Source organism: Vibrio sp. HB236076 (assembly GCF_040957575.1).
GTDB lineage: Bacteria > Pseudomonadota > Gammaproteobacteria > Enterobacterales > Vibrionaceae > Vibrio.
Genome location: NZ_CP162601.1, coordinates 704,928 through 718,382 on the forward strand (window position 1 = coordinate 704,928; position 13,455 = coordinate 718,382).

Annotated in this window: 15 protein-coding genes; 9 read left to right on the plus strand and 6 right to left on the minus strand. The window is 45.9% G+C overall.

Translation table 11 applies throughout. The annotated features are described in order from the left end of the window. Nucleotides 1-17: 17 nt before the first annotated feature. Together AB0763_RS03120 and AB0763_RS03125 are read left to right on the plus strand one after the other, a co-directional pair. Entirely contained in the window at nucleotides 18-1,271 is a 1,254-nt protein-coding gene (locus AB0763_RS03120) for a DUF3500 domain-containing protein (protein WP_306101096.1), read from the plus strand. Then, nucleotides 1,268-1,849, plus strand: coding sequence for a hypothetical protein (locus tag AB0763_RS03125; protein ID WP_306101097.1), 582 nt, complete (start codon nucleotides 1,268-1,270; stop codon nucleotides 1,847-1,849). Before AB0763_RS03120 ends, AB0763_RS03125 begins: the two co-directional genes overlap by 4 nt. Nucleotides 1,850-1,955: 106 nt before the next feature. Here the strand turns inward: AB0763_RS03125 and AB0763_RS03130 are convergent, their stop codons facing one another. After that, on the minus strand, nucleotides 1,956-2,813 hold the full coding sequence (locus tag AB0763_RS03130; protein WP_306101098.1) for a polysaccharide lyase family 7 protein: 858 nt from the start codon (nucleotides 2,811-2,813) through the stop codon (nucleotides 1,956-1,958). Nucleotides 2,814-2,907: 94 nt separating this feature from the next. Here AB0763_RS03130 and AB0763_RS03135 point away from each other — a divergent pair, with 94 nt between their 5' ends. From AB0763_RS03135 to AB0763_RS03145, 3 genes are read left to right on the plus strand one after another with little or no spacing between them, the layout of a single operon-like run. Further along, the gene (locus tag AB0763_RS03135) at nucleotides 2,908-3,510 is read left to right on the plus strand and encodes an N-acetyltransferase family protein (RefSeq protein WP_368643702.1); all 603 of its coding nucleotides are present in this window, start codon (nucleotides 2,908-2,910) and stop codon (nucleotides 3,508-3,510) included. 14 nt (nucleotides 3,511-3,524) lie between these two features. After that, entirely contained in the window at nucleotides 3,525-3,941 is a 417-nt protein-coding gene (locus AB0763_RS03140) for an ACT domain-containing protein (protein ID WP_306101099.1), read from the plus strand. A 1-nt stretch (nucleotide 3,942) separates the two neighbouring features. Beyond that, on the plus strand, nucleotides 3,943-5,082 hold the full coding sequence (locus AB0763_RS03145; protein ID WP_306101100.1) for a glycerate kinase: 1,140 nt from the start codon (nucleotides 3,943-3,945) through the stop codon (nucleotides 5,080-5,082). 105 nt (nucleotides 5,083-5,187) lie between these two features. Here AB0763_RS03145 and AB0763_RS03150 read toward each other — a convergent pair whose 3' ends face one another. Then, nucleotides 5,188-5,523 (minus strand): hypothetical protein, encoded by a 336-nt coding sequence (locus AB0763_RS03150; RefSeq protein ID WP_306101101.1) that lies wholly within the window; start codon nucleotides 5,521-5,523, stop codon nucleotides 5,188-5,190. A gap of 490 nt (nucleotides 5,524-6,013) precedes the next feature. Here AB0763_RS03150 and AB0763_RS03155 point away from each other — a divergent pair, with 490 nt between their 5' ends. Beyond that, nucleotides 6,014-6,751, plus strand: coding sequence for a MipA/OmpV family protein (locus AB0763_RS03155; RefSeq protein WP_306101102.1), 738 nt, complete (start codon nucleotides 6,014-6,016; stop codon nucleotides 6,749-6,751). Nucleotides 6,752-6,992: 241 nt separating this feature from the next. On the opposite strand, the gene AB0763_RS03160 is transcribed toward AB0763_RS03155, so the two are convergent. Together AB0763_RS03160 and AB0763_RS03165 are read right to left on the minus strand one after the other, a co-directional pair. Further along, the gene (locus tag AB0763_RS03160) at nucleotides 6,993-7,895 is read right to left on the minus strand and encodes a homocysteine S-methyltransferase family protein (RefSeq protein ID WP_306101103.1); all 903 of its coding nucleotides are present in this window, start codon (nucleotides 7,893-7,895) and stop codon (nucleotides 6,993-6,995) included. Between the two features lie 137 nt (nucleotides 7,896-8,032). Next, nucleotides 8,033-9,001, minus strand: a complete 969-nt coding sequence (locus AB0763_RS03165) for a transposase (RefSeq protein ID WP_306101104.1) — start codon at nucleotides 8,999-9,001, stop codon at nucleotides 8,033-8,035. A gap of 342 nt (nucleotides 9,002-9,343) precedes the next feature. Between AB0763_RS03165 and AB0763_RS03170 the strand changes: the two genes are divergently transcribed. From AB0763_RS03170 to AB0763_RS03180, 3 genes are read left to right on the plus strand one after another with little or no spacing between them, the layout of a single operon-like run. After that, nucleotides 9,344-10,159, plus strand: coding sequence for an ABC transporter ATP-binding protein (locus AB0763_RS03170; RefSeq protein WP_306101105.1), 816 nt, complete (start codon nucleotides 9,344-9,346; stop codon nucleotides 10,157-10,159). Then, nucleotides 10,159-11,121, plus strand: coding sequence for an ABC transporter substrate-binding protein (locus tag AB0763_RS03175; RefSeq protein ID WP_306101106.1), 963 nt, complete (start codon nucleotides 10,159-10,161; stop codon nucleotides 11,119-11,121). The genes AB0763_RS03170 and AB0763_RS03175 overlap by 1 nt, the downstream gene beginning before the upstream one ends. 25 nt (nucleotides 11,122-11,146) lie before the next feature. After that, a complete protein-coding gene (locus AB0763_RS03180; protein WP_306101107.1) occupies nucleotides 11,147-12,148 on the plus strand; it encodes an iron ABC transporter permease in 1,002 nt (333 codons plus the stop codon). Between the two features lie 49 nt (nucleotides 12,149-12,197). On the opposite strand, the gene msrA is transcribed toward AB0763_RS03180, so the two are convergent. Together msrA and AB0763_RS03190 are read right to left on the minus strand one after the other, a co-directional pair. Then, entirely contained in the window at nucleotides 12,198-12,749 is a 552-nt protein-coding gene (gene msrA / locus AB0763_RS03185; protein WP_306101108.1) for a peptide-methionine (S)-S-oxide reductase MsrA, read from the minus strand. Nucleotides 12,750-12,944: 195 nt separating this feature from the next. Continuing rightward, nucleotides 12,945-13,373, minus strand: coding sequence for a VOC family protein (locus tag AB0763_RS03190; RefSeq protein WP_306101109.1), 429 nt, complete (start codon nucleotides 13,371-13,373; stop codon nucleotides 12,945-12,947). Nucleotides 13,374-13,455 lie beyond the last annotated feature (82 nt).

A 13,455-nucleotide genomic window follows, 5' to 3' on the forward strand; every position in this document is an offset into this window, starting at 1 on the left:
TCACAAAGGGATGCGTTATGTCATTTCACGTTAGTTTTAGCACTAAACCTTTGCTCCTTGGTGTATTGGCTGTTGGAGCGGTGTCGTTAGCCGCATTGAGCTTTGCCGATCAAGAGAGTTCGCAATCTGAAGAGATCGTCGCGGGCCAAGAGCAAAGTTTGCCCAATGGCCCTGGCGCTTCAGATCATCAAGGGCCACCTCCTGGGCCGCCGCCGAGTGCAGAAGATGAAGCGGTTCGTGCTCGTATGGGGGATACCAGTACCTTGATGGGCACAATATCCATCCCAGACACCGTCAAAACGTGTGGCACTGATGCGGGTTATGAGCGCTTGGTGTGTTTGACCAATGTTTTGAAAGAGACCTTATCTGATGAGCAACTGGCATTGACACAACTCGATTACTCGATTGAAAAAGCCAAAACGTGGAGTAACTTGCCAGCCGGTGCCGTACCTTCTCGGCCTGGGATTTTCTTAGGCGAGCTCAGCGTTAAGCAGCGTGGCATTGTGAAAGCCATTATGATGGAAGCAACGGGAAGCGACACCAATGAAGGCTTTGATGAAATGGTGCAGACCCTCAACGCCGATGATTACATTGGTACGATCAGCACGGATTATAAAGCGGGTTATTCATCGTTTAATACCAAGTTTGCTTTTTTAGGCGACCCGAGCTCGGATGAAGTGTGGCAACTGTATTATGGAGGTCACCATTTGGCTTTTACCAATACGTATAAAAATGGTCACATGATTGGCGCCACCCCATCGTTTCGCGGTATTGAACCTTTCCCTGCTTTCGATATGAATGGGCGCACGAATATCCCGATGCAACAAGAGCGAGATGCTTTTGCCGCTATGCTAAATTCTCTTAGCCAAGATCAGCGTCAACAGGCCAAGTTAGCCGGAGTTTATCGAGATATTTTGGCTGGCCCTCAAGAGGATGATGCGATTCCCGAGACACAAGAGGGGGTGTCTGTCTCTCAATTGAACGATGAGCAAAAAGCCTTGGTTATGGCGGCGATAGAAACTTACGTCGGTGATATTGATGAAGCCGATGCCAATGCTTATATGGAGAAGTACCGCAGTGAATTGGACGACACAACGATTGGTTATTCAGGCACTGTTGAGATGAATAGTGAAGATGACTATGTGCGTATTCATGGTCCGAGTGTGTGGATTGAATTCTCGTTGCAGTCGAACAAGTCAACCAACAAAGTCGGTATTCACCCGCATTCGGTATGGCGTGATCGCACCGATGATTATGGAGGCCAGCAGTGAGGTTAAAGGCATACTCGGTACGCGGCTATGCGATTCGTGTTTGGCTTGTGCTCGGCGCATTAATGATGAGTGTCCACAGTTGGGCACATTCATTGCCGGGCAGTCAGCTAGTGCTGTCGCATCAAAAAGATCAACCCTTGATACTGACACTGCAATTTCCATTGGAAGAGGCGATCATAGCCAATCCTAAATTGACGTCACTCAATGACGAGACAGTTGGAGAGGCCATATCTCAAAAGGGCGCACACGCGTTGGGCGAATACCTTGGTCAGCATGTACAATTGCGGCAAGGGAAAAATGCGCTGCCCATGACGATGACCAAAGCCAGTGTTGAAACGGGCTACAATGCTCATGTGGGGGAGTTTAAACAATTAAATATTGACTATGAACTGCCTTTAGTACGTGAGCAAGCGTTACCCTTGCTATTGAACTATAATGCTATATTACACCAAATCCGCAGTCATAAGGTGGATGTGTATTGGCAAAACCCCGGGGGGGATAAGCTGAGATTGGCTCACTTTGGTTATCACCTGCAGGATGGAAAACCCAAATCGTACTTATTGACGGCGCCTCAATAGCGATTGGTCATTCGTTTCTAAAGTGTCAAGCCAAGTAAAAACCTGATGACCGTCGGTGGTCAGCAGGTTTTTACACAATTGGCTTAAGTAAGGTAATACTACTCGATTATGGCGTTTTCACGTGATAACTGAGCTCGGTAAAATGCGCTTCGCTTTCACCATTGGTAAATTGGTTATAGACCCCTGCTTTAAAGTAGCTGAGCAGGTGACGCCAGTAATCAATGTCTTTTTCTACCATGCGCTGGCCATTGACGTCTATCGCCAGGGTTTTGTTGCCAACGGTGATCGTGAAATCGGTACTTTTGCCTTGCGGGGCTGGCCCGAGGTCGATTTTCGAATAGGCAACATCGGCACGACACATTTCTTTGTCTTTATTTTTCTTACCAAAACTGCCTTTACAGATCACCGCATTGTTTTTGGTGATGGCCCAAAAATGACCTTTTACCCCTTGATTGTCCTCTTTCCACACCACACGCAATAAAGGGTGAGGGACATTGTGAGTGCCTAAATCATCCAAGCCTTTATTGTGTACCTGTAAGAAGGTGATCTCGTTTTGTTTAGACGTTGAATTGGCCATGCTTTGTTGTGGGTGCATGATTTCGACATTGGCATTTAGAGTATAGAAATGATCGGGTAAATCGGTGCGAAAGTTTTTTTGCACTCTCAGCTCGTTGCGCAAGTGATCATTGGCCATTTTAAATACCAGAGCTTGGCTTTGTTTGTCGACGTAAAAGTTGTCGTTCACGATGCCGGTAAAGTCATTATCAAGGCCAAAGTATTCTTTATTGCCTTTTTTGCCATTGGGATCGGAGATTTGCAGCTCAGAAGCGTTGAGAATATTGGCAAATTGAGAGTAATTAGCAGGCTCGCCGAGTTGACCGGATGGGTTAGAAAATTCAACACCAGCATAACTCATTGATGACATGACCGCTAAGCCAGAAACGACAAGGTTTGATTTTATCATAGTAGGGCCTTTTGTATTATAATAGTTCAAAAGTGGGTATTTTTTATCACAAGTGGATTTAAGATAAAAATGGCGGGCTAAAAAGTGTGCGTTAATGCACTTTTCATCTCGGTTTAGGTATTACTTAGCTCACAAAAATCACCTTCAAGAAAGCGTGCCTGTCGTGATTGCTCTCGTTTGTGCGTATGCTGATAGTCTTGCCAACGACAGTGATGTTTATAAGATGGAAATTATTCAAGCGCAACCATGTCATTTACCACAATTGGTGCCAGTTTTTGATGCTTATCGTGTTTTTTATCAACAAGAGAGCGATCTTAACTTGGCTGAAGCCTTCCTTCGCCAACGAATAGAAAAGCAAGAGTCGGTCATTTTTCTTGCAATTGATGAGAAAGGAAAGGCATTGGGCTTTACCCAGCTTTATCCCAATTTTTCATCGGTCTCAGCCAAAAGAACCTGGCAGCTGAATGATCTGTATGTGGTGAAGTCTGCGAGAAGGCAAGGGGTCGCGAAGGCTTTGATGGAACACGCGTGCCAGTTCGCCAAGCGAGGCGGCGTGAAGGGGATTGCGCTTGAAACGGCCGAGTCAAACCATTCTGCACAGCGCCTTTATGAGTCATTAGGGTATGTGAAAGAACGTGGTACCTATCACTATTTTTTGTCGTTCATTGAGCCTGAAAGCACACCAAAATCACAATAAATCAAGGCGGAAAAATGCTTGGCATTACCGAACTAAAGACACTCCTGGCGCAGATGTCACCAGAGCTTGATGACAAACAGTATGTGTTTTGCCTGTTTGACGGCTCGCTTGTACAAGCTTGTCAGTATCAACCTATCGCCACGTTTGTGGAAGAGGAAGGGTTAACCTTAGTTATTGAGCAAGTGCGGGCTCAGCAGGCGGGATTGAAGTGGGTGTCCAGCTTTAGAAAAATCACCTTAAAAGTACATTCGAGTTTAGATGCGGTGGGGCTTACTGCCGCAGTGGCACGGGCTTTGGCTGAGCAAGGGATCAGTGCCAATGTTATTGCCGCTTACTATCACGATCACATTTTCGTTCCGAGCCAAGAGGCAAAGCGGGCGATGAGTACCCTACAAGCATTGAGCCATCAGTTTAAAACCACAGAGGATTGAGATGAAAATCGTCATCGCGCCAGATTCATTTAAAGAAAGTTTAACCGCTCAGCAAGTGTGTGAAGCCGTAAAAGAAGGTTTGATTCGCGTGTGGCCGCACGCTGATTTACACGCCGTACCGGTTGCTGATGGTGGGGAAGGCACGGCACAGGCTTTGCTCGATGCCACGGGGGGAACCTGGCAAACGGTGGAAGTGACAGGACCACTGGGCAATCAAGTGACGGCCAAATACGCGCAGTTGGGGGACGGTAAAACCGCAGCGATTGAAATGGCCGAAGCATGTGGCCTGCATTTGGTGCCCAGAGATCAGCGCGATCCAGAACGCACCACCAGTTATGGCATGGGAGAATTGGTCAAACACGCCTTGGATCACGGGTTTCGCCATTTGATTATCGGCCTGGGTGGCAGTGCGACCAACGATGGAGGCTGTGGCATGTTAATGGCTCTTGGCGCCAAATGTTACCAAGCCGACGGTCATGAGATTGAACTTGGCGGGGCGGGGTTGGCTGCGTTATCTCGTCTTGATGTCTCCGGTTTAGATACCAGGCTGTTTGATTGCGACATCGACGTTGCTTGCGATGTCGACAACCCATTGTGTGGCCCGCGAGGCGCATCGGCGATTTTTGGGCCGCAAAAAGGAGCGAATGAGCAACAAGTCACAAAGCTCGATAAGGCGTTACACCACTTTGGTCAATTAGTCGAAAAGGTAACCGGCCGTAAGGTTATCGATGTCAAGGGGGCCGGCGCTGCAGGTGGTATGGGGGCGGCTTGGCTGGGCTTGACTTCCGCAAACCTAAAACCTGGGGTCGAGATCGTGTTGCAAACCACAGCGCTGGCATCACAACTATCTCAAGCCCAATTAGTGATCACCGGAGAAGGGCGCATCGATGGCCAAACGGTCTTTGGCAAAACCCCCATTGGGGTTGCGAAATTGGCCAAAGCACAAGGAATCGCGGTTATTGCGATTGCAGGTTGCGTCGGTGATGGCTACCAAGCCGTTTACCAACACGGTATTGATGCGGTGTTTACCTGTCTTCCCAAGGTCATGCCTTTATCCGAAGCTCTTGAACAAGCACACGACAATATTGCCAATGTGGCAGAAAACATTGCCAGAAGCTTACAACTCAACTTAGTGAAGTAAGGTCACTCGTTATGTGCCGGTAAAGCAAAGCGCTCAACGGTTGTTATTTGGCGCTTTGCAACGACAGAGTATGGTTTGTCTTAGCTCAATTTGCTGTTATCGCGATTAGGCGAGGTGAACAGGGCCGTGATCATCACAGTGATCGCCATGCTGGTGATGAAGCCGACCATCGACGATATAATCGATGTGATCGCCGTGTTGAATCGCTTCATGCCCACAACCAGGGCCGTGCACATGCTCGCCACAAGAATGAGTTGGGTGACAGCCCTCTGGGTTATCGGAGGTGACCTGTAATTGGTGCTCATCACAGTGATCACCGTGTGGGTGATGCAGCTTGCCATCGACTAGATAGTCAACATGTCCATCGTGCTCAATGGCTGTGTGCCCACAATCTGGGCCATGAGTGTGGGTTGTGTGGCTATGGGGTTTAGAACATGACATCACAAGTCTCCTGATTGATAAACCTCTTAAAGTTTAGACGAGTCTCAATTTTTTGCCGGCCGCACATCAAAAAATTTCATGCGTAAAACTTGTTACTCGGACACCCATAGCTTTAGGACATCGCTTTTAGGACACCCATAACTTGTTTCCTAGACCCCTATTATTTCCTGGGCACCCATAGATAGATTCATTTTTGGATCCCATCATTTATTTGAGGACACCCACCATCAGGGGACACTCACTTTCTGGAGATACCCACGAGATAGTTTTGAAATGGTTATCTGGACCGCCACTTTGTATCGCTTTTGAATTTGCTTGGACAGCCATAAAACGTGTATTAATCCGTTCAAAACACGTACAACACGCTCTGGACACTCATCTTAGTCATGGAATTTCAAGTATTGACTGAGTAAATGACAATATGAGTACCATGAAGTGAAATAAAAAAAGTCTTTGCCTGTTCTTTTATATTGAACAGAGGAGATGGAAGATGGAATTAAAAGCAAATCTTATTTGGCGTTTTGGTGTGTTGGGTATGAGCGTGTTCTCTCCCCCCGTTGTTTCACAGGTTTTATTTGATGATTTGACCTTTATTGGCGCTGGCGTCAGTGTTGGCGAGTCGGTCTTTAGTCGTGAAGACGATGCTCAGTTGAATTTACAGCCCTATGTTTTTCACCACAGCGATGATGGCTTTATCGATGGAACATTGGGAAATTACTCGTTTTTGCCTTGGTTTGGTATTAGCGGCAACCTTCGTGTTTCACCTGTCTCTGATGATTTTAATGACATTCCTGTCGGTATTCAGGATCGGGACAGCAGTGGCGAACTGGGCGTGACACTGGGTACTCTTGGAGCGCGCTTAACTTATTTGCACGATGTGACCGATGTTCATGATGGCTATGAACTTCAACTGCATTTAGGTCGAGGATTTACCACTCCTATTGAGGGGTTTACGGTATCCCCATATGTTGAAGTAGATTATCGAGACAAAAATTTATCAAGCCATTTATATTCAGTGTCTTCTGATGAATCAACGGCTTCCGGGTTATCAGCGTTTGAGGCAAGTAGCACTTGGGTGTACAAAACAGGCGTGATTGGTTTGTACGATTTTAGCTCGCATCTCGTTGGTATTAGCCGTTTTGACTTAGAACATCACGACAGCGCCAGTCCTCTATTACAGCGTGACCTAGGTTGGACATTCAGCATTGGAGCCGCCTATCGATTTTAATTAACCAAGGTGGGCGCTCTGAAAAATTTACACGGACACCCACTTAAGATTGATAAGGACAGCCACTTTATAAAAAGGTTATCGGTCTAGCTTGATAAACCATAGTACGGGCAGAAAGTGACGGTAAAGACAAGGTCAGCGGTAGATTCTCTTCAGTGGCTGGGTCGTTATCTTTGCATTGACATCAATCAAGTTAAAATTATAGAAAGAGATCCTCTTCAACCTCTTTCTAATCAGCGAACTATGAGTTGTTAAGTGTTTGTTTCCAATCGCTAATGACTTTAATGTGCTCAGGGCCAATACCACAACAGCCGCCAATAACTCTTGCTCCGAGTTGGTACCATAACTGTGCGTATTCCAAATGCTCTGCTGGTGAAACGGCCCGCATTTCTTGAAGTGTGCCGTTGGCTTGATGGCCTGCTCTAATCGGGCTAAAGCTATTGGCAAAGACACCAATGATTGGCGTTGTCGGTAGTGATTTTATCTCGTCCTTGATGGCTTCAATGGCAGGGGCAATCACTTCTGGAATGGAGCAGTTAAAGAACACCCCATCGATTCGCTGTTGTGAAAGTCGTTCGACTACATCGACAAGCGGTTCACCCGAACGCAGCGCTGGTGATTGCTCTGTATCATCTCTAAGTGAGAACGACAGATACACCGGCTTATCACTGCCTTTAACGACATCGAGAATGACATCGACTTCGGCTAGGCTAGAAATGGTTTCTGCTAACCAGAGATCAACATAGGGCGCTTGAGCCTGATACAGGGTTTCTAAAATTACCCTTGCTTTATTTTCCTCAAATAAATCAGGGCGGTAAGAACCGAGTGCAGGTGGAAGAGAAGCTGCAACCTTGACTGTGTGAGTCGCTTTATCTGCTGTGTCTCGGGCGATTTTAGCCGCCGTCTGAGCTAACGTTGCGCCTTGCTGGTCAAACCGTTCTTGACCTAAGTGAAAAGGGACACAGGCGTAACTGTTGGCGGTAATAATCTCAGCACCCGCGGCAATGAAATTTTGGTGTGCCTGTTGAACGGCATCGGTAGCTTCGATGAGCGCTTGAGCACTCCATAGCGGCTGTGAAAACGGCGCGCCTATTCGCTTGAGTTCGCGTCCCATGCCGCCATCTAAAATTGTCAGTGTCGTCATTCTTACATTCTTTACTACTCAATTTACATGCCGTGGATTCAAGCATATTTTTTGTTTTGGGAAAATAACTTTTTCGTCTAAAACGGTGAGCAATTTACAGGTAGCGTGTCACTCATTCCGTTATCGATGTTTTTCATTTAAGCTCGCTGTTTGTGATAATGGAGACGGCGAAGTTCTGCAACACCGCAAACTGCCGTTTTAAAATGGCGTCCAAAACTTTCTGATAACAAGAGCCAATCGTCTGTGTCCATGTCTAAACGTGTTAAAATGGGGCTTGCGGGAGTGGTGAGGTGCCCGAGTTTATCTGGACGAACAATCTGACCGAGTGTTTCTACCAGCGCTAAATAATCGAGAAAAGAATATTCAATTCCTGTGCTTATTTGGTTTTGTCTCTGATTGCCTATAAACCCAAATAACGGCTTTTTAGGTAGAGAGTCAAGTTGCCCAAGTCTGCGATCGCCTTGACAGCTCACACTATGTATTCGTTCATAAATTGACGTGAATTCATTTTCTTCTAAAGAGCTCGCTTCTCCAGATCGCACGGGGTTTAAGTCGACATAAACCATGCAACTTAATAAGGTTTGTTCATCTAATAACGCTTGCGATTTAAATCTTCCTTCCCAAAAACGCCCTTTACAATCATCTTCCTTATTCGCACGTCGCGCGAGGTATTCGTTTATATTGCGCATAAACCACGAAATACTCATCAACTGTTGACGCCAACGTTCAATGATGAGCTCGACTTGAAAACGCTCTTCTTTAGGTAGAGAAGGCTGTATTAACCACCTTTGGATGATCGGAGGTGCCCGGTATAGGGAAGTCCAGCGTTTAACTACGTCTTGGTCGCTCCATGTAAGGGCTTGCTTTTGGTCGACGTGTAACACCAAGTGATAGTGATTAGACATAATGGCATAGGCACAAATATCAATGGCGAAGACTTGGCTCAGCAGTCTAAGTCTTTCAATGACCCATACACGGCGATGTTCGAAATTCTTGCCTGAATAATCATCTTTACCACACAGATAAGCTCGTCTGACACAGCGGGAAATGCAATGGTAATAGCAAGTGTCTTGAAGGGAAATAATCGAAGAACGAGGCTGAGTCATGTGATTACCTTTGCTGTTTATTTATACAGTTAATTAAACTTAGCCATCATTTTAGTCTTGGTCAAGGAATGACCAGTTATTTTTTGACGTGAGGTGACGAAGACGGAAAGCATAATAGCGTCAACATGCCAAGAAGGTATTAAGAGCATCGAGCAACGGCTGATTTATCTTGATAATTCTTATGACTTGGTAAAAAGAAAGTGGGTGTCCTTTCGTTTTAAATGAGTGTCCGGTGAGTAGGCCTGCTCTGTATTTCCAGTCCTGATTTTCATGACAAAGATTGATGTTACCCTTTTTTATTGTTATGTTATAACGTAACTATTGTTTCTTGTCTCAATTGTGATGAAAGATTTTATTGTGCCAATGGTGGTTGCCAATGGCTTATCAGCGAAAAGCCCACAGGGTTGGCAGGCATTACGAAGCGCGGATTTTATGCTTTACCCAGGCGAATGTGTGGCGGTGATTGGACCTAATGGCAGTGGTAAATCGAGCCTCTTGAAGTGTTTGTCGGGGGAGTATTCACCCTGTAGAGGAAAGCTTTTTCTTGAAGGAATGAGTATGGAGCAAATCTCAGTGTCTGAGCTGGCTAAAAAAGTGGCACTGGTTTCGCAGCACGAGTACTTCGATCCAAGATTGACCGTGTGTGAGTATGTTCAGCTTGGCCGGATCCCACACACATTTTGTTGTTCTGTATCAACGCATCAGCAGGCGGTAGACCTGGCACTTTCTGATGTGGGCTTGTTGGAAAAAGCAAATCGAAAGATGGGTGTCCTATCTGGCGGTGAGCAACAAAGGGCGAATATTGCTCGGGCATTGGCTCAGCATCCACAACTCTTACTGCTCGATGAACCAACCAATCATCTAGACCCTTTAGCGCGTATTGAAATTCTTGATTTAATTAAAAGAAAAGGCATTACAGCTATTGCGGTTTTACACGATTTGCCTTTGGTTGCCCCATTCGCTGACAAAGTCATTTTAATGTCGGAACAAAGAATGACCGTTTGTGGCCCGACAACCGATGTTCTTACCAATACGTACATAGAGCCTATCTTTGGGCTAAACGTGATGACCTTTATTCACCCTTACACGCGCGAAACGGTTTATCACTTTGAAGCGTCGTGTACCCCAACTTGTCATGTATCAAAAGGAGCTGCTTAATGAAGTGGTCTGTTTTCTCAACGTTATTGTGTTCCACCTTTATATCTCAATATGCCTTGGCTGAAAAAACGCAATACCCAGTCACCTTAGAAAACTGTGGTTATCCGATCACCATTGATCAAGCCCCGACGAGAGCAATCTTTCATGACATTAACATGAGTGAAATGGCGTTTTCTCTTGGTCTGCAAGCCCAAACCATTGGTGTGACGGGCATTACAGGTTGGTATAAAATGTCGCCTTCTTTTCAGCAGCAATTGGGTGACATTCCTGAGTTAGCCGCCAAATACCCCTCTTTAGAAACCATGGTGGCGGCCAAGCCGGATTTCTTTTTCGCCGGCTGGAATTACGGTATGAAAGTAGGCGGTGACGTTACCCCTCAAACCTTAAAGCCTTACGGTATTAATACTCTGATTTTATCGGAAAGCTGTAGCCATGTGGGTAAAACGGAAAAAGCGAGCTTAAATCTTCTTTATCAAGATATGACTAACCTAGGTATTATTTTCGACCAACAAGATAAAGCGCAGCAACTGATTCAATCTTGGCAAGTAAGAGTTGACCATGTAAAGCAACGTGCTAATCAGTTTGAAGGAGAGACACCAAAAGTATTCTTGTATGACTCGGGAACGGATAAGCCTTTCACTGCCGGTAAATATGCGATGCCGACCGCTTTGATTGAGGCCGCAGGTGGGAAAAATATCACCGATAACCTCGCTGCAAGTTGGGCAACGACATCGTGGGAAAACGTGGCAACACAGGACCCTGAAATCATCATTTTATTAGACTATCAATCGGCAAACGGTGCTGACGACCTTAAACATTTTTTAGAGCAGCATCCTTTAATGAAACACACTCGCGCGGTCAAAAACAGCCGTTACGTCAAACTTCGTTATGAAGAGTTAACCCCTGGGCCGGCAAATATTGAAGCTATCGAGTCGCTTTCCGCCGCTTTCTTCCCTAAATAAGCGACCAAAGGTTGAATAATTAACGGTGCGTATTTCTAAGTATCAGCTAGCATGGGGTATCGGTGTGCTGGCTGTTTTTTTGGTGTTTGGTTTGAGTTTAATGTTGGGCTCAGTGACCTTAACGGTTCAACAAATTACCTGGGGGCTATGGCATTTTTTTGCGCAAGATGTCGATATTTCGCAGCGAATTTTAATTGATATCCGTGTCCCTCGCGCCTTACTTGCTCTTATCGCTGGAGCAGGGTTGGCCATGGTTGGGGGGTTATTGCAAACGGCAACAAAAAATGACCTAGCGGATCCGTTTTTATTTGGTCTTTCATCTGGCGCATCTGCTGGAGCCGTGCTGGTGATCACGCAATTTGGCCAAGTATTGGGTTTGTGGTCCCTGCCTATTGCGGCTTTTATCGGCGGTATTGTCTCGGCGGGAACGGTATTAGTATTGTTTGCAATGCAGAAAAAGCGCGGTCATCAAGATCTCATACTATGCGGCTTGGCGATTTCATTTTTATTTGGTGCCTTAACCAGTTTTTTGATTTTTTCTGGTGATCAGCGAGCCGCAAGCTCAATTTTGTTTTGGACAATGGGCGGGCTGGGCTTAGCCCGTTGGGATAATCTACTGTTTGTTATTGTGGGTGTCCTGGCTGTTGTGGTACTGGTGGTGCGTTATCGAGAACTGGACACCCTTTTAGTGAGTGAGCAAACTACGCGCTCATTGGGGATCGATGTCAATCGCTTGCGGACTGAAATCTTTTTGTGTTGTGCTTTTTGTACCGCCGCTATTGTTGCTTTGACGGGCGTTATCGGCTTTATCGGTTTAATGGTGCCTCATTTGGTTAGGCCTTTTTCGGGAATGACACACAAGCTGTCAATGCCACTTATCGCGCTTTGGGGCGCCGTGATATTGTCGGTTGGTGACATAGCCAGTCGTACTCTACTCGCTCCCCAAGAGTTGCCAATTGGCATTGTTACTGGGGCGATCGGTGGGGTATTTGTCTTGTATTTACTTTTACAGCGCCCGAGTGGATAAAGCTCACGTTGGCCGTATCAAGCAACAACAAATTGATACGGCCAGGGTGTTAGGTGTTTTTACTAACCACTTCTCCCCATAAGCTTTTGATTTTACTATCACGACCACAGCTTGCGCGGTAGAATTTGTATTTTAGTGAATGCGTTTGGTAGTAATTTTGGTGGAAATCTTCTGCGGGATAGAAGGTCTTGGCAGGCAGAATTTGTGTCACGATGTCATCTTTAAAAGGTTTGGATTGTTGCAGGTCTTGTAACGATGCCTCAAAAGCCGTTTGTTGTTTATCGTTTTGATAAAACAGAGCGGTTTTGTAAGGTGACCCTTTATCGCAGAACTGACCATTAGCGTCAGTAGGGTCGATGGTTTTCCAGTAGTAATCCACTAAGGTCTCAAGCGTGATCTTGTCGTCATCATAATGAATTTCAACCGCCTCAAAGTGACCAGTACGCTTGCCGGCCACCTGTTGATAGGTCGGGTTTGGAGTATCACCGCCAGTGTAACCAGAGATGGCTTCTGTAACGCCCTCTAATGCTTCAAAGTCAGATTCAACACACCAAAAACACCCACCGGCAACGATCAGGGTTTGTGGTGCCGCGTAACTCATCGTTAAAGACGACCCTAATAGCAGGCCACTAGCTAGGAGTGGCCGAATATATTTCTTTTGGATTTTCATTGTTGTGAGCTCACTTTTATTAAGTACCTCATTATAATGACCGGCATTGTCAGAAATAATTTCAGCACCAGTAAATCAATCGATGCCATTTTTAGCTCGCGACGTGGCCATTTAGTGAACACTCGCTCACGTTTTAGACCTTGGGTTTTCGGCGTTGGTAAGCTGTAACAAATCCCATTTATTGCCGTATAAGTCTTCAAAAACGACGACAGTGCCGTACGCTTCTTCTCTTGGCTGTTCATGAAATACCACGCCACGTTGTTGCATCATTTTATAATCTCGCCAAAAGTCATTGGTTTGCAAAAATAAAAAAACGCGCCCACCGGTTTGATTGCCCACAGCGTTTTTCTGCGTTGGGGTAGAGGCTTGTGCCAATAACAAATTGGTGCCGTTTGAATTAGGCGGTGAGACGAGTACCCAGCGTTTTCCATCTCCTAAATCAGTATCTTCGATGAGTGTGAATGCCAATTTTTGGGTGTAAAACTCAATGGCTTCATCATAGTCATCTACGACAAGGGCAACGTTTCCGATCTGTTGTTTGATCAATTCTGTCATGGAGAGCTCCTTTGTATCAGCGTTAACTTTGACTGATCGTTCTATGACTGTCCAGAGAATATAATGACTGTCCCAGAACCGA